This is a genomic window from Nonomuraea sp. NPDC052129 (assembly GCF_040680095.1).
Lineage (GTDB): Bacteria > Actinomycetota > Actinomycetes > Streptosporangiales > Streptosporangiaceae > Nonomuraea.
Genome location: NZ_JBFAVX010000023.1, coordinates 36,013 through 52,057, shown reverse-complemented (window position 1 = coordinate 52,057; position 16,045 = coordinate 36,013). Strand labels below are relative to the sequence as shown.

Below are 16,045 nucleotides of genomic sequence, written 5' to 3'. Positions count from 1 at the left end.
ATCGAGAGCTACTTGCGCAGTTCGACAAGAAGAGACAAGGGCGTCTCCTTGATGTTGAACGTCTGGAAGTTCGTGTGGGCGACGATGGCCGTGAACTGCTTCTTGTCGTACGCCCGCCGGGGAAGGACCGAGCGGAGCACGTAGCGGATGATGGCGGCGTTGACCGGGCCGACGCCCATGCGGGCGACGTCCTCGTCGACCGCCTTCTTGGAGACGTCGCGGCGCAGATCGTTGATGTAGACGGAGCCGCCGGGGCGTAGGACGCGGTGCATCTCGCGTAAGGCGCCGACCGGGTCGGAGAAGTTCTTGAAGGCGGCGCAGCAGGCGATGAAGTCGAAGCTCTCGTCGTCGAACGGCATGGCCGCGGCGTTTCCGTGGCGGAAGTCGACCTGGACGCCTGCCTCGGCGGCCTTCTGGCGGGCGATCTGGACGAAGGAGGTGCTGACGTCGAGGCCGGTGACCTGGTAGTTGCCGGTTCGGGCAAGTTTGATGGCGAGGTAGCCAGGGCCGGGGGCCACCTCCAGGATGTCGCCGCCGGCCGGGGCGTACTCCAGCACCAATTGGGCCTGCTCCGCGAACCTCGTCCGGTCCTTGCCGGTGTTCTTCGCGTACCAGCGGGCGATCGTGCCTTCCATGCCGATGCCCTTGTAGCCCTTGTCGGTTCTGGTCATGGCCTGTCGTTCCTCTCTGCCGGGCACTGCCGTTGTGGTACAAGTCACGATATATCGCATTGGAAGCAAGTCAAGATATGTCGCGAAAGTCGGCATCGGGTCGGTGCGGCGTGTCGATGGGTGCGGTGACATTTACGCCGGTAGCGTTGGCCGATCGCGTGGTAGAGAGGTCAACTCGGCACGATCTACCCCTGTGGTCTGGTGGAATCTAGTGTTGTGAGTGCTCAGACCTGGCGGTTGGTGCGGCGTGGGAGCGGGGGACCTGTTGCGGCCCCTGTGCTCGATGAGCACCAGCGTGCCGTGGTTCAGCACCGGAGCGGGCCGCTGCTCGTGCTTGCCGGTCCCGGCACCGGCAAGACCACGACGATCGTCGAGAGCGTGGTCGACCGGATCGAGCGGCGCGGGGTGGATCCCGAACGCGTCCTCATCCTGACATATAGCCGCAAAGCGGCCGGTGAGCTGCGTGAACGGGTCACCGGGCGGTTGCGCCGCACGACCAGGACGCCGCTGGCGCTCACATTCCACAGTTACGCCTACGCGCTGCTGCGGCGGGAGGCGGTGCTGGCGGGTGAGACGCCCCCGCGGCTGCTCACCGGGCCCGAGCAACTGCTGGAGATCCGGCGGCTGCTGCACGGCGAGCTGGAGGACGGCGCGCGCGAGTGGCCGGTCGCGTTGCGCGAGCCGCTCAAGACGCGCGGGTTCGCGGAGGAGCTGCGCGACTTCCTGTCGCGCGCGGGCGAGCGCGGGCTCGGCGGCCCACGGCTGCAGGAGCTCGGCAGGCAGTACGGCAGGCCGGACTGGGTGGCGGCCGGCCGGTTCCTTGAGCGGTACGAAGTGCGGTTCGACCTCGATCCCGAACCGTCGCTCGACTACGCCGAGCTGATCAGGGCGGCGGCGGGCGTGCTCGCCGACCCGGAGGTGCGCCGCAGGGAGCGGGCGGCGCACGACGTGGTCTTCGTGGACGAATACCAGGACACCGACCCGGCGCAGGAGTTCCTGCTGCGGCAGCTGGCCGGTGACGGGCGTGACCTGATCGCGGTGGGCGATCCGGACCAGTCGATCTACGGGTTCCGGGGGGCCGATGTGCGGGGGATCCTGGGGTTCCCGCAGCGGTTCCCGGCCCGTGACGGGCGGGACGCGCCGGTGGTGGCGCTGCGGATGTGCCGCCGGAGCGGCGCCGAGCTGCTGGCGGCGTCCAGGCGGGTGGCCGATCGGCTGCCCGCGGCGCCGATGCCGGATGCCATGGCCGCCGGACGTCCCCACGGGCATCGCGAGTTGTTGTCGCTGCCCGAGATGGAGGACGGCGACGTACGCGTGCTGCTGGCCGACAGCACCAGCCAGGAGGCGGCCGTCGTCGCCGACACGCTCAGGCGGGCCCACCTGATCGACGGCGTGCCGTGGCATCGGATGGCGGTGCTCGTCCGGTCGGCGGCCCGTCAGGTGCCGTTGCTGCGGCGCGCGCTGGTCAGCGCGGGCGTGCCGACGATGGTTGCCGGTGACGAGGTGCCGATCGCGCAGGAGCCCGGTGTACGCCCGCTGCTGACGATGCTCAGGATCGCCCTCGACGCGGGCGAGCTCGACGAGGGCGTGGCCGAGGAACTGCTGACCGGGCCGCTCGGCGGCACCGACATGATCGGCGTACGGCGACTGCGTCGGGCACTGAAGATCGCCGAGAACGAGGCGCTGGCCGCCACGTCCGACAACAACCAGGCGCTGGCCGCCACGCCCGACAACAACGAGGCGGCGGGTGCCGAGTCCGAGAGCGAGCCCGCGAAAGAGGTCACGCAAGCGCGTACCTCTGGAGAGTTGCTGGTCGCGGCCGTCAAGGACGCGCGGGAGCTGACCCGGATCGAGCCCCACGTAGCCCTCCCCGCCGAACGCGTAGCCAAGCTGCTCGCCGCCGCCCGTCAGGCCGTGCGCGACCACGCCGGCGCCGAGGAGGTCCTGTGGGCCGTCTGGCACGAGAGCGGCCTGGCCGAGAGGTGGACCGAGCTCAGCCTGTCGGGCGGCGCCAGAGGGGCGCAGGCCGACCGGGATCTCGACGCCGTGGTCGCCCTGTTCGACCACGCCGCCAGGTTCGTGGACAGGATGCCCAAGGCGGGCCCCGAGGTGTTCCTGGACGATCTGGCCTCCCAGGAGATCCCGGGTGACACGCTGGCCGAGCGGGCGCCCGACGGTGACGCCGTGCGGGTGCTGACCGCCCACCGGTCCAAGGGGCTGGAGTGGGACGTGGTGGTGGTCGCGGGTGTGCAGGAGGGCGTCTGGCCCGATCTGCGGCTGCGCGGCACGCTGCTGGGCGTGGAGGATCTCGTCGAGCTGGTCGAGGGCGGCAAGCCCAACGCGGCGTCGCTGGCCTCCAAGCTGCTGGCCGAGGAGCGGCGGCTGTTCTACGTGGCCGTCACCCGTGCCCGGCGCAGGCTGGTCGTCACGGCCGTCGGCGGGGAGGACACCGACGAGCGGCCCTCGAGGTTCCTCAGCGAGCTCATGCCGGGGGCCGTCGAGGCCGCCACGGTGGACGACCGGGCACGGTGGCTGAACATGTCCGCGCTCGTGGCGGACCTCCGCAGCGCAGTGACCGATCCCACTAAATCGGGAAAAATCCGGCACAAGGCCGCCACCCAGCTCGCTCGCCTGGCCGCGGCCGGAGTCCAGGGCGCACACCCCAACGACTGGTACGCCCTCACCTCCATGACCGACGACCGCCCCCTGAGCTGGCCCGACGACATCGTCAGGATCTCGCCCTCGGCGGTCGAGAGCTTCACCAAGTGCGGCCTGAGATGGCTGCTGGAGACGGCCGTCGGCGCCGCCGGCACCAGCTCGGCCCAGGGCCTCGGCACCGTCATCCACGCGCTGGCCGTGCTCGCCGCCACCGACCTGCCCAGCGAGGACCTGCTCGGCAAACGCCTGGACGAGATCTGGAACGAGCTGGACTTCGGCGGCGTCTGGTTCAACCGCAAGCAGCGCCAGGTGGCCGAGCAGATGATCACCAAGTTCTGGCGCTGGCACCAGGAGAACCCACGCGAGCTCGTCGCCCTCGAAGAGGCGTTCACCGCCACGGTCTCCGACGGCGTGCAGATCAAGGGCCGCGTGGACCGCGTCGAGCGTGACTCGGAGAACCGCGCGGTGATCATCGACCTCAAGACCGGCAGCGCGAAGCCCAAGGCGGGCGAGCTCGACCGCCACCCCCAGCTGGGCGTCTACCAGCTGGCCGCGCTTCTGGGCGCGTTCGCCCGGCACGGCATGACCGAGCCGGGTGGCGCCGCGCTGGTCCAGGTCGGCAAGGCGGCGGGCAAGAACGACGCGCTGGAGCAGACGCAGGGCGCGCTGGCCGACGACAAGAACCCCGGCTGGGCCAAGGACCTGGTCGACACCGTGGCGATCGGCATGTCGGGCCCGTTCTTCCAGGCCAAGGTCAACGACGGCTGCCGCACCTGCGCGGCCAGGTCCAGCTGCCCCGTCAACGACAACGGGGGACAGGTGTGCTGAACCCGGTCGAGCTGGCCGAGAAGCTCGGCATCCTGCCCCCCACCTCCGAACAGTCCCGCGTCATCGAGGCCCCGCTCGAACCCATGGTCGTCATGGCCGGAGCGGGCTCGGGCAAGAGCGAGACCATGGCCGGGCGTGTCGTCTGGCTGGTGGCCAACGGCCTGGTCAAGCCCGAGAACGTGCTCGGCCTGACCTTCACCCGCAAGGCCGCCGCCGAGCTGGCCATCCGCGTCCGGGAACGGCTCAACGGCCTGGCCGAGGCCGGCCTGGTCGAGCCGGGCCTGCTCGACAACGAGCCGACCGTCTCCACCTACCATGCCTACGCCGCCCGCCTGGTCACCGACCACGCCCTGCGCGAGGCCCTCGAACCCACCATGCGCCTGGTCACGCCCGCCGTCTCGTGGCAGCTGGCGTCCAGGGTGGTGGCGATGTACGACGGGCCGATGGACAAGATCGAGCTCGGCCCGCCGTCCGTCACGGCCGCCGTCCTGGAGCTGGCCGGCGAGCTGTCCGAGCACCTGCGCACCGCCTCCGACGTGCGGCGGATCGGCGACTGGCTCGATGAGAGGTACGCCGCGCTGACCGGCCGGACGACCGTGGCCCAGCGCAAGCCGATCAACGTCCAGGCCGCGCGGAAGCAGCTCCTGCCCTTGGTCGAGCGGTACGAGCGGCTCAAGCGCGGCCGGGAGGTCATCGACTACGGCGACCAGATGTCGCTGGCCGCCAGGATCGCCGCCGGCCACCGGGAGGTGGGCGAGATCGAGCGGTCCCGCTTCTCCGTGGTGCTGCTCGACGAATACCAGGACACCAGCCACGCCCAGCTCGTACTGCTGCGATCCCTGTACGGCAACGGCCACCCGGTCACCGCGGTGGGCGATCCCTGCCAGTCCATCTACGGCTGGCGCGGCGCCTCGGCGGGCAACCTGCGGCGCTTCGCCCAGGATTTCAGGACGAGCACCGGCGACCTGGCCCCGGTACGCCAGCTCAGCGTCAGCTTCCGCAACGGCGACCGGGTCCTCGACGTCGCCGCTCGCGTCCAGCTGCCGCTGCGCATGGAGGCCCGTGAGGTGCCGGTCCTCGTCCCCGGCGCCAACCGCGTCGACCGGGGGCGCGTCACCTGTGCCTTCCATGAGACCGCGGAGGACGAGGCGAAGTGGATCGCCGACGGCATCTACAAGATCCTCGGCCAGGAGTTCGCGCCCGACGGCCTGCCCTGGGGCGAGAAGGAACGCAAGAAGACGCTCGCCGTACAACCCCAGGATGTGGCGATCCTCGCGCGTAAGCGGTCGCAGTTCCCCGCGCTGCGCAGAGCGCTCGAAGAGCGCGACATCCCGGTCGAAGTGGTCGGTCTCGGCGGGCTGCTGACCGTGCCCGAGGTCAACGACATCGTCGCCACGCTCAGAGTCCTGTACGACCCGACCGCCGGTGACGCCCTGGCCCGCCTGCTGGCCGGACCGCGCTGGCGGGTCGGGCCCGCCGACATGCGGGTGCTGGGCGAGTACGCCAGGGAGCTGACCCGCGAGGCCCGCGAGACGCGCCATGAGCAGGACCCACTGGACCAGGTCGTCGCCGACCTGGCGGAGGAGCGCGGCAGCCTGATCGACGCGCTCGACGAGCTGCCCGACAGGGAGGCGTGGCTGGAGGCGTTCTCGCCGCTGGCCAGGACCCGGCTTGTCGCGCTGGCGCAGGAGCTGCGGCAGCTCAGGGCGCACACCGCCCAGCCGCTCCCCGACCTGATCACGGAGGTGGAGCGGCGGCTGGGCCTCGACATAGAGGTGGCGGCCCGGGGCGGCACGGTCAGCGCCTTCGCCGCCAGGGCCGACCTCGACGCCTTCCAGGACGCGGCTGCCAGATTCGCCGGGGACGCGGAGGATCCGACGCTCGGCGCGTTCCTGGCCTATCTGCAGGCGGCCGAGACTGAGGAGTTCGGGCTCGAGGCCGGGCGGGTCGGCGAGAGCAACAGCGTCAAGCTGATGACCGTGCACGCCTCCAAGGGCCTGGAGTGGCCGATCGTGGTCGTGCCCGGACTGTCGCAGCTGGTCAGTTCGAAGGGCACGATCGCGACCGGCAGCATGTTCCCCGCGACGCCGGTCATGAACAGCCGCTGGACCGACAACCCACGCAAGCTCCCCTACCCGCTCCGTGGCGACGTCGCCGACCTGCCGCGCCTGACGGGGCTCACCAAGGAGGAGCTGGCCGCGTTCGACGAGGGCTGCCGTGACCGGGACCTGATGGAGGAACGGCGGCTGGCGTACGTGGCCGTCACCCGGGCCCATTACCACCTGATCGCCTCCGGCTACCGCTGGGGGAGCGCCTCCAAGCCGCTGGAGCCGTCGGACTTCCTGCTGGAGATCCGCGACACCAGCGACCGGGTCGCGTTCTGGGCGCCGGAGCTCGCCGCCGGCACGACCAACCCGCTGCTGGCCGAGCCCGCCGAGGCCGTGTGGCCGGTCACGCCGGAGGGCCTGCGCTATGAGTCGGTGCTGGACGGGGCGCGGCTGGTCGAGGACGCGCTGACGGGCACGCTCCCCCCCGCCGAGGACGAGCCGCTGCGCGCCTTCGAGGAGGAACGCGTCCGCGCCTGGGAACGCGACACCGACCTGCTGCTGCGCGAGCGCGAGCTGCACCGGCGGCGCGGCTCCACCACCGTCGAGCTGCCCTCGAAGCTGACCGTGTCGTCGCTGGTCACGCTGGCGGAGGACGCCCGCGAGCTGGCCCGCAGGATCCGCCGTCCCGTCCCGGTCAAGCCCGCGCCGCTGGCCCGTCGCGGCACGTCGTTCCACAAGTGGCTGGAGTCGCGCTGGGACCAGCAGCGCCTGCTCGACGACTTCGACCTGGACCTGGTGGACGAGCCGGAAGAGGCCGACGTACGGTTGGCGGAGCTGCAGGAACGCTTCGAGGAGAGCGAATGGGCCGGGCGCCGGCCGCTCGACCTGGAGGTACCGTTCGAGACCATGATCGCCGACCGGCTGGTGCGCGGCCGGATGGACGCCGTCTTCGAGCTGCCCGACGGCCGTTATGAGGTCGTCGACTGGAAGACCGGCGCGCCGCCGCGCGGCAAGGCCGCCCGCGCCGCCTCGGTGCAGCTGGCCGCCTACCGGCTGGCCTGGTCGCACCTGGCGGCGGTGCCGCTGGAGCGGGTGGGGGCGGCTTTCCACTATGTCCGGATGAACCAAACCGTCCGCCCGGTGAACCTGCTTGATGCCGACGGCCTGGTCGCGCTCATAGAGGCGGTTCCCGTCTCCTAGGGCCCGGCATCTTCCGCTCGCTCGGAGGGGGTCCCTTCCTAAGGGCCCCGGCTACGACGGGCCGTCTGCTGCTGCCTCCCCCGAAGGGGGTATCTCCAGAAGGACCCCCGCCACCACGGACCGTCACAGTGATCGAGACCGTCGTGTGACGGGCCTAGTCCCGCAGGTAGTGGAAGCCCGGCTTGGGGTGCATCAGGAAGTCGTGGTGGGAGATGTTCCAGGCATACGCCCCGGCCATTTCGAACACCACCGTGTCCCCCACCCGCCACGAAGTTCCGATTTTTCGGGCGAAGACGTCTTTCGGGGTGCACAGCTGGCCGACCACGGTCACCGCCTCGTCCGTCAGAGCAGGGCCGTCGCCTGTGGGCAGCACCGTGAAGGGCTGGTCGTGCCCCTTGGTGACCGGCGTACGCAGGTGGTGCGTGCCGCCCAGCACGATCGCGTACGCCTCACCGCGTACCCGCTTCACGTCCACGACCTTGGTGACGTAATAGCCGCAGTACGCGGTCAGCGCCCGCCCCGGCTCGATCCGCACCCGCTGCCCGGCCCGGCGCAGCGCCGCCAGCCCGGCGCCGTAGGCCGCCCAGTCGAACCGGGACTCCGGCGCGGCGTAGGAGACCGCCATGCCGCCGCCCAGGTTGACCTCGTCGTACTCGGTGTCCAGCAACGTCTCGGCCAGCCGCAGGAGACCCGGCGCGTCGAGGCCGCTGGCCAGGTGGCTGTGCAGGCCGCGCAGCCGTACGCGGTCGGTGAAGAGCGGCAGGCACTCGCGTACACCCGCCTCGTCCATGCCGAACGGCCCGCTCATCGTCAGCGCCGCGCCCTCGACCGGCAGGTCCGGGTTGAGCCGGAGCAGGACATCGGCCTCGCGGCCGGTGGCGAGCAGGCGGCGCAGCTCGTTGGGCGACTCGACGTGCAGGCGATGGCAGGGCAGGCGCAGCTCGGCGTCGGTCTTGCCGGGGCCGCCGAGGGCCAGCGGCTTGCCGGTCGTGCCAGGCGGGCCGGGGAGGCCGGGTTTGCCGGGGAAGAGGGCCGACACGTGGGCGTGTTCGCCGCCGGACGACACCTCGAAGCCGTCCACGTGCTCGGCCAGCGTCTTGAGCAGCTCGGTGTCGGGATTGGCCTTGACGGCGTAGTACAGCTCGACACCGGGCAGCGCCTGCCGTACCGCCGAGGCGTGGTCGTGCAGCGCGGGCAGGTCGTAGAGGTAGGCGGGCGCGTCACGGAGCCGCAGGGCGGCTTCGCGGACTCTCGTCGTGATCATGCGAGCGGGTTCGCGATCGGGACGTATCCGGCGGTCCGGTCGGCGGCCCTGGACCAGCGGACCGTCAGGTTCGCCTTGGCCGGGAGCGGCGCGCCGGCCAGCAGATCGGACAGCGGGAGCGGCCAGCCGAGCGCCCCGGCGTGGCGGGCGAGCACGTCCCGGGCGATCCGCCACAGCTCGCGCAGCAGCTCGTCGTCATCGCCCGCCAGCGTGGCGGCGATCTCGGTGAGATGGTTGACCAGCAGGCAGTAGACGACGCGGGCCCAGCCGCGCTCGGCGTCGTAGCTCAGGGCCTCGGCCACCTTCGCGGGTACGCCGTCGAGCGAGTGACGGCCGGTGACCAGCTTGGTGCCCTCCAGGTCGCGGAAGACCGCCTCGACGGGCAGCCCTGAGGGGTCCAGGCCGACGAGGACGTTCTGCAGGTGCGGTTCGAGGATCACCCCGTGCGTGAAGTACAGCTCCAGCACCGGCGGCGCCACCACCGAGACATAGGACGTCCACCACGCGAGCGGATCGCCCGCCGGTACCTCGATCGCGAGGGCCCCGGACAGGACCGGAGTAACCCCGGGGGAGCACACGGACCACGGGCTGGCCCGGACGATCACGCCGAGCCCTTCGAGCAAGCGGGTGCCGAGGGCGGCGGAGCGGTAGCCCGGCTCGGGCAGCCACCGGGTGCCCGGATGCGCGGCCGAGACCGCCTCGAACACCGGCGTCAGGCGCGAGGTCAGCTCCACCGCTCCGGCCAGCTCGTACCAGGCGTTCTTGCGTACGCAGTTGGTGATGCGGACGTCGAGACTGAACTTCAGGCACGATTCCGCCGCGGGCGCGTAGACGGTCCGCACCGATGAGGTCGGCACGGCCACCGGGCCGAGGCCCAGGTCGATCAGCTCGGTGCCGTATGAGGGGCGCAGCAGGTCCAGCTGCCACGGGTGAGCGGGCAGCAGCCGGTAGCCGGACGGCGCCTCGCCCAGCAGGTCGAGGGCCGAGGCGTCGCCTTCCTCGGCGAGCACGTCCGCGCGGACGCCGAGCAGCCGTACGGGGAACTCGGCGTGCGCCTCGGGCGCGAACCGCAGCCAGTCGGCGCCACCTCGCGACTTGGGGCTCGGGTGGAACCGGTGCCCGTAGACCAGCGCCTGCTCGGAGGCCAGCCACGGATCGGCGGGCGCCACGGCCTCGGCCCTGGCCGCCAGGATCGCGGCGACCGCGTCGCGGCTCGCGGCCACCTGCCCGGCGAACTCACCGTTGGCGGCCGACCCATTGGCGGCCGACCCATTGACTGCCGACCCATTGGATGCCAGCCCATTGGTTGCCGGGCCATCGAAGTCCGGGCTGGTGAAGTCCGGGCCATCGAAATCCGGCGCCGCCTGCCCGGTCAGGTCGGCCTCCGCCAGCCGTACCAGCTCGTCGGTCGTAAGAGGCCGCCAGGCACCACGATCCAGGCGCTCAGGCCGGCCGTCGAAGCGCAACGCCGCTCCGCCGTACGTTCGGACCCGCAGCAGCGTGCCCCCGACCCTCAGCAGCAGGTATGGCGGCGCGGGCCAGACCAGGCCGCGCGGCCCGGCCACCTCCCGCACACAGCACCGCAGCAGGGCGCCCAGCGTCGCCTCCTCCGCCAGCGAGGCCGGTGATGAGGCCGGTGCGGTCGGTGAGGTCGGCGGAACCGCCGAGACCTGGTTGGCGGGCGAGTCGAGGACCAGACCGTGCATTCAAGCTCTCCTCAGATAGTTGGGCCCGCTGGTGCCGTAGAACTTGTTGATGTCCCGCGCCCCGGAGCGTTCCTTGGCCACGAGAGTCCCCGCGGTGATCATCGACTTGCCGGTGAGCCTGGCCGCGTCGAGCGTCCTGGCGCGCAGCAGCCGGGCCATGGGGTCGTCGCCGTACTCGTCGAGCGCCTCGGTCAGCGTGTCGCGCAGCAGGGCGGCGGCCCGGTCGGGCGGCAGCGCCCCGAACACGACGGCCGCCGCCGCCAGGTGCAGCGTGATGGTCACGAACACGTCGGCCAGAGCGTGCGGGTCGTCCGTGAGCATCCGTTCGTCGGCGAACGCGGGCACCTCGACACCCGCCGCGGCGAGCCTCGAAGGGGACGCCAGCAGCCCGTCATTGTCCTTGACCAGCAGCTTCATCCGCCCGTCCTGGAACACCAGCGACAGGTTCTGCTGATGGGCCTCCAGCGCGACGCCGTAGCGTACGAACAGCCGTACGTTCCACCGCAGCAGGAGGCGCAGATAGCCGGGCAGTACGTCGCCCACCTCCTGGAGCACGCCAGGAGCGTTGAGCGCGGCGACGGGCACCATCCGCCCTTCCGGCAGCCTGCGCACCATCCAGGCGAGATACTCGTGCCCGGCGTGCGCGTAGGTCTGTTCGTCGGCGACCAGCACGTCAGGGTCGGCCAGGCGCCGCAGCAGCAGCTCGGCCTTGGCGCCGTCGTGCAGGGTGCCGGGCTTGATCGACCGCCGGTTGCGCGCTCCGAGGGTGCTGGTGGGCAGGGGCAGCTTGAGGTGGGTGCGCTCGTCGAGCTCCACGGTCCGCATCGACAGCGTGGGCCGCACGGTCAGCCACGGCTCGCCGAGCAGCCGCACCCCGTCGATCTTCCGTACCTCGTCGACGGTGAGCGGATGAACGGGAAACAGCACCTCGTCGGCCCGCACCTCGTGGATCGCGTGCGGACGTGCCTCGCGGATCGTGTGCGGACCGGCCTGAAACGACGCCTCGTGGGTCGTGTGCGGACCGGCCTGAAACGGCGTCCGCACGGTGGTGGAGCCCGGCGTCAGCAGGCGGCGCGGCACGGCCGCCCAGCGCAGCTCGAACGACGGCGCGAACTCGGGCGCGTACGCGGGCAGCGCGGCGGCGGGCACGCCCAGCCGCGCCCGGGAGGTCGGATAAACCGGATGGTCGACGAACGCCGCCAGCGACTCGTAGGACGGCCGCCGGGCGAGCACCTCGGCCCTGTGTACGTCGTGCAGCTCCAGCGCCGCCAGCGCCTGCGCGCACTCCTCGGCGAACGCCGCCACCCCCGGCGCGTCGGCCGGATCGGCCACCTCGGCCAGCGTGCCGAGCACCTCCGCCAGCCCCAGCCGCTCGTCGGGACCGACCACGAAGTCCTGGAACAGCATCCCGGGCACCAGCCGTACCCGGCGCCCGCCGGCCAGCTCCAGCTCCACGCCGTCACGGCTCCTGGCCACCCGCGCCGACAGCCCGCCGTAGTCCTCGCGCAGCAGCGCGTCCAGCACCCGCCTGGCCAAATACGCCTCGCGCGAGCTCATCCCACGGCTCGCGGCCTCCCGCGTACGCCTCTCACGATCCGCGGCCTCGCGCGAGCTCATCCCACGATCCATGGCTTGGCCGCCCGAAAGTCCTCGATGGCCGCGTCCACCCGCGCCCGGTCCGGACCGACGGCCCGGAGGACGCCGAGATAGTCGCGGTTCGTATGGGTCTGCTCGACGACGTCACCCACGGTCCGAAGCGGCCGGTGCCACAGTCGTACGCCTTGGGAGACCAGCTCCGCCGCCCCCGGCGCCGCCGTGATCGTCCCCGACCGGTCGGCGACCAGGCTGACCGCGCTGCCGTACCTGGACGTATCCGGCACGGCAGGCACGGCCTCACCCAGGTGTACCCGCAGGATCCACTCGAACACCGGCACCCCGAGCACGTCGGCCAGCAAAAAGTCGCAATGGTCGCCGATCACCCGATAGTTCACCTCGACGATGCGCGGCCCGGCCGGGGTGACGATGTATTCGGTGTGGCAGGCGCCGAACCCCACCCCGAGCGCCGCCAACGCCCCCAGAACGTGCTCGCGCGCTCCATCGGGCGGCGTCCAGTCCAGCCGCTCCTCGATGAAGTGCGGCAACGGCCCGAGCGTCGTACGGAATCCGCCGAGCACCCGTACCCTCTCGGCGTCCCCGAGGGTCTCCAGCGTGCGCAGCGGCCCCTCCAGGTATTCCTCCACGACCAGCGCCTCGCCAGGCCGCCGCTGCCTGACCTTCGCCACCGCTCCGGCCAGGTCCCGCTCGACCAGCAGCACGTCCTCGCTCGCGACCCCCTCGCGCGGCTTGACGACCAGCGGGTACGGCAGGTCGTCGGGCACGGGGTCGCCGGGCGCCAGTCGTACGGACGAGACCCGCTCGACCCCCGCCTCGGCGAGCCGGCGGCGCATCAGGAACTTGTTCTTGGCTGCCAGGCAGGCCCGCCAGTCCTTGCCGGGCAGCCCGAAGTAGGCCGCCGCCAGCGCGGTCTCCGCCTGTAGGTGGTCGGAGTTGGAGAAGATCGCGTCCGGCCGGCCGAGCTGCTCGATCGCGTCGATCACGGCCCGCGGATCCCGTACGTCGCACGCGATGGCACCGGGATGCCGCTCCGGCTGGTCAGTGAGAATCGTCACACGACAGCCCAGAGCCTCGGCGGCGGGCAGGAACCCATCGGTCACCGAATCGGTGGGTTTGAGCGCGGTCAGGTAGAGCCGCAACGCGAGATACCCCCGGAGAATCAGGTAAGCCTAACCTAACTCGCTGATCCTAGCCGTTGGGAGATCATCCCGGATACAAGACCCCACATTCGGTGGCGGTCATAGGATGACATGGGATTTGGGAAGGGTGGGGCCCGTGCAGACGAGGGTGGAAGAGCAACTCATCGGACCGCTGCTCCTCGCGCGCGGCACCATCGACAGGTCGTCCGCGCTGCGGGCGAACGCCGGTTGGCTGGAGCGTGCCTGGGCGGATCCGGCGACCAAGGTGCTGGTGATCGACGACGGCCGGACGCTGGTCAAGCGCGCCGGCGACGAGGTGCACGCGGTCCTCTACGCGCCATCGGAGGCGCCGGCGGGCGAGCGCTACCTGCTGGGAGTCGAGGACGGGACCGCCTACTTCGCGGTCGCCGCGCCGCTGCCCGGCTCGCGGGCCGGCGACGTCAACGGCCGCGTCACGATGCCGATGAGCCTGCGCGACACGGCCGAGGGCGAGCTGGTCGTCGCGGGCCTGCGCCAGGTGGGCGGCCTGCTGGGCGACCGCGACGCGGGGATGCTGGTCTACGCGGTGGCGCTGGAGGCATGGCACTCGACGCACGAGTTCTGCCCGCGCTGCGGCAGCCGTACGGACGTGCAGGCGGGCGGCCACATCCGGGTCTGCCCGCGTGACTCCAGCCAGCACTTCCCGCGCGTGGACCCGGCGGTGATCATGCTCATCCGCGACGAGGACGACCGCTGCCTGCTGGCCCGCGGCCCGCAGTGGCCGGAGGGGCGGCTGTCGATCCTGGCCGGGTTCGTGGAGCCGGGGGAATCGCTGGAGCACGCCGTGATCCGCGAGGTGGCCGAGGAAGTGGGCGTCACCGTCGTCGACCCCCGCTATCTCGGCAGCCAGCCGTGGCCGTTCCCACGCAGCCTGATGCTCGGCTTCTTCGCCCACGCCACCACGACGACCCTCACCCCCGACGCGGAGGAGATCGCCGAGGCCCGCTGGTTCTCCCGCGAGGAGCTGGTGGAGGCCCTGCGGTCGGGCGAGGTCCGCCTGCCGCCACCGGTCTCGATCGCCCGCCGCCTCATCGAGACCTGGTACGGGGGACCGCTTTCAGGGGACTGGTAAGCCATGGTCACGTAGCGTAAATTCGAAGACACCTTCGGTAGCGAAAGGCTATGCTCATGCCCATGGAAGAGACTCACATCCAGCAGCTCCTGGACCTCGAACGGCAGAAGCTGGCCATCCAAATCGCCGCCACGGAGGTGTGGATAGACGACAAGGTCAAGGCCTCCGAGGGCCGCATCATCAACGCGGTCACGGGCGCCATCACCAACGCGGTGGTGGAGCTCAAGGGCGACATCATGGACTTGCGATCCGAGCTCAAGGCCGACATTCAAGACGTCCGGACCGAGCTCCATGACGTCCGGACCGAGCTCAAGGCCGAGATGGTGCGCCTGGAGCACAAGATCGACAACCACCTGAACTAAAGGGGACCTGGGTGAAACTAGCACCCAGGTCCTCAGGACCATGCTAACCGCTTTGCTCGGGCTCCAGCCACCGCTGGGGCCCGAGCTCGTTAAAACCTCAGGCCGCCTCGAGAAGCGCCTTCACCTCGCGGGCCGACGGGTTGGTGCGGACCACCCGCCCAGCGGGCGTCTCGATCACCACGGTGGGCACCACTTGGTTGCCGTTGTTGACGCTCATCACGAACTCGGCGGCATCGGGGTTCCGCTCGATGTCGATCTCGTCGAAGCTGATCCCCTCACGGGTGAGCTGCGACTTGAGTCGCTTGCAGGGACCGCACCAGGTGGTGCTGTAGACCGTGAGCGCCATGTGGACATCCCTTCGAGGCGTAAAGCAGGCGGTCGGTGCAACAACCTGGACGCCCCAGGTAATCCCTAGCCGATGCGATCGGCGATCCACTCCTGCACCCGCTCGGCCACACCCATCTCGCGGTAGAGGGGCGCGCTGTGCGCGACGCCAGGCGAGGTGAAGATCGTCACAGGTACGCCGACCTGGCCGAGCATCTCCTTGAGCAGCTGGCTCTGCGCCGGCGGCACGAACTCGTCCGTGGAGTGCACGGTCAGCACCGGCGCGTCGTTGTGGCTGGCGTGCCAGGCCACCTCCATGCTGGCCCAGACGCGCGAGCACTTGCCCCTGGGCAGGCACCCACCGGCCAGCTTGATCGCCGAGGCGCGCAGCTTGCGCTTGTACGGGTCCGTGGAGGTCGCGCCGTCGGCGTACGCGCGCAGCGGCGAGATGATCGGCGAGAGCCCGACCACGCCCTTGAGCCCCCGCTGCCCGTCGCCGTACGTGCCGACCGCCGCGGCGATGTGCCCGCCCGCCGAGAAGCCCACCACGACATAGTTGTTCGGGTCGAACGACCAGCGCTCGGCGTGCTTGCGCGCCAGGGCGATCGAGGCAAGCGCGTCGATCCGCTGCGCGGGCCACGCCGCCTCGCCGGAGAGCCGGTAGTTGATGTTGAAGACCGTGTAGCCGAGATCAGCGTAACTACGGGCGATCTCGGTCATCTGTTTCTTGTCGCCGCTGGACCACCAGCCGCCGTGGATCAGGAAGACGCCGGGTCGCTTGGTACCGTCCGAGGTCCACCACACGTCCATGTCCTGGCGGCGGCGCGAGCCGTACGAGACGGTCTCGGTGGATAAACCGCTGAGCCCGTACGGGTCGGGGGACGTGGTCGACACGGGGCTCGGTGTCGGGTCCTTCGTCGCCTGCGCCGACATCGGTGTCAACGTGACGGCAGCGAGCGCGAGAACGCTCACGAGCACCGCAGTTCGCACGGCCTGCCCTTTCCCCCATGCAGTTGGTCGGGCCCCATTGTGGGGGAAGAGACCAGTTCTTTGCATCTTGGCACGATTCGGACGACGGGCGGCATGTTGCCAGAATGGAGCCCTTCACCGCCACTGGCTG

Annotated in this window: 11 protein-coding genes; 4 read left to right on the top strand and 7 right to left on the bottom strand. The window is 70.9% G+C overall.

What is annotated here, in order from left to right; genetic code table 11:
• Positions 1-8: 8 nt before the first annotated feature.
• On the bottom strand, positions 9-671 hold the full coding sequence (locus AB0L53_RS38095) for a class I SAM-dependent methyltransferase (protein ID WP_364004859.1): 663 nt from the start codon (positions 669-671) through the stop codon (positions 9-11).
• Positions 672-887: 216 nt separating this feature from the next.
• On the opposite strand from AB0L53_RS38095, the gene AB0L53_RS38090 reads away from it, so the two are divergent.
• Both AB0L53_RS38090 and AB0L53_RS38085 read left to right on the top strand, forming a co-directional pair.
• Positions 888-4,157 (top strand): ATP-dependent DNA helicase, encoded by a 3,270-nt coding sequence (locus tag AB0L53_RS38090; RefSeq protein WP_364004856.1) that lies wholly within the window; start codon positions 888-890, stop codon positions 4,155-4,157.
• Positions 4,151-7,405, top strand: coding sequence for an ATP-dependent DNA helicase (locus tag AB0L53_RS38085; protein WP_364004853.1), 3,255 nt, complete (start codon positions 4,151-4,153; stop codon positions 7,403-7,405). The genes AB0L53_RS38090 and AB0L53_RS38085 overlap by 7 nt, the downstream gene beginning before the upstream one ends.
• A 154-nt stretch (positions 7,406-7,559) precedes the next feature.
• Here AB0L53_RS38085 and AB0L53_RS38080 read toward each other — a convergent pair whose 3' ends face one another.
• From AB0L53_RS38080 to AB0L53_RS38065, 4 genes are read right to left on the bottom strand one after another with little or no spacing between them, the layout of a single operon-like run.
• Positions 7,560-8,669, bottom strand: a complete 1,110-nt coding sequence (locus AB0L53_RS38080) for a type III PLP-dependent enzyme (protein ID WP_364004850.1) — start codon at positions 8,667-8,669, stop codon at positions 7,560-7,562.
• The gene (locus tag AB0L53_RS38075) at positions 8,666-10,375 is read right to left on the bottom strand and encodes an IucA/IucC family protein (protein WP_364004847.1); all 1,710 of its coding nucleotides are present in this window, start codon (positions 10,373-10,375) and stop codon (positions 8,666-8,668) included. Before AB0L53_RS38075 ends, AB0L53_RS38080 begins: the two co-directional genes overlap by 4 nt.
• A complete protein-coding gene (locus AB0L53_RS38070; RefSeq protein WP_364004844.1) occupies positions 10,376-11,992 on the bottom strand; it encodes an IucA/IucC family protein in 1,617 nt (538 codons plus the stop codon).
• Positions 11,989-13,128, bottom strand: coding sequence for a siderophore biosynthesis protein (locus AB0L53_RS38065; RefSeq protein ID WP_364004841.1), 1,140 nt, complete (start codon positions 13,126-13,128; stop codon positions 11,989-11,991). The genes AB0L53_RS38070 and AB0L53_RS38065 overlap by 4 nt, the downstream gene beginning before the upstream one ends.
• Before the next feature lie 136 nt (positions 13,129-13,264).
• Between AB0L53_RS38065 and nudC the strand changes: the two genes are divergently transcribed.
• Together nudC and AB0L53_RS38055 are read left to right on the top strand one after the other, a co-directional pair.
• Positions 13,265-14,239 carry an NAD(+) diphosphatase gene (nudC, locus tag AB0L53_RS38060; protein WP_364004838.1) on the top strand — a complete coding sequence of 325 codons (975 nt, stop codon included), beginning with the start codon at positions 13,265-13,267 and terminating at the stop codon, positions 14,237-14,239.
• A 62-nt stretch (positions 14,240-14,301) separates the two neighbouring features.
• Entirely contained in the window at positions 14,302-14,601 is a 300-nt protein-coding gene (locus AB0L53_RS38055) for a hypothetical protein (protein ID WP_364004835.1), read from the top strand.
• 97 nt (positions 14,602-14,698) lie between these two features.
• Here the strand turns inward: AB0L53_RS38055 and AB0L53_RS38050 are convergent, their stop codons facing one another.
• Together AB0L53_RS38050 and AB0L53_RS38045 are read right to left on the bottom strand one after the other, a co-directional pair.
• Complete coding sequence (locus tag AB0L53_RS38050) at positions 14,699-14,947, bottom strand: glutaredoxin domain-containing protein (protein WP_357944454.1); 249 nt, start codon at positions 14,945-14,947, stop codon at positions 14,699-14,701.
• Positions 14,948-15,012: 65 nt separating this feature from the next.
• Positions 15,013-15,915 (bottom strand): alpha/beta hydrolase, encoded by a 903-nt coding sequence (locus tag AB0L53_RS38045; protein WP_364004831.1) that lies wholly within the window; start codon positions 15,913-15,915, stop codon positions 15,013-15,015.
• Positions 15,916-16,045: the final 130 nt, after the last annotated feature.

Bases quoted from the DNA above. Each gene is read 5' to 3' on its own strand.
- AB0L53_RS38095 (WP_364004859.1), bottom strand. From the start codon at position 671: ATGACCAGAACCGACAAGGGCTACAAGGGCATCGGCATGGAAGGCACG.
- AB0L53_RS38075 (WP_364004847.1), bottom strand. From the start codon at position 10,375: ATGCACGGTCTGGTCCTCGACTCGCCCGCCAACCAGGTCTCGGCGGTT.
- AB0L53_RS38080 (WP_364004850.1), bottom strand. From the start codon at position 8,669: ATGATCACGACGAGAGTCCGCGAAGCCGCCCTGCGGCTCCGTGACGCG.
- AB0L53_RS38070 (WP_364004844.1), bottom strand. From the start codon at position 11,992: ATGAGCTCGCGCGAGGCCGCGGATCGTGAGAGGCGTACGCGGGAGGCC.
- AB0L53_RS38055 (WP_364004835.1), top strand. From the start codon at position 14,302: ATGGAAGAGACTCACATCCAGCAGCTCCTGGACCTCGAACGGCAGAAG.
- AB0L53_RS38050 (WP_357944454.1), bottom strand. From the start codon at position 14,947: ATGGCGCTCACGGTCTACAGCACCACCTGGTGCGGTCCCTGCAAGCGA.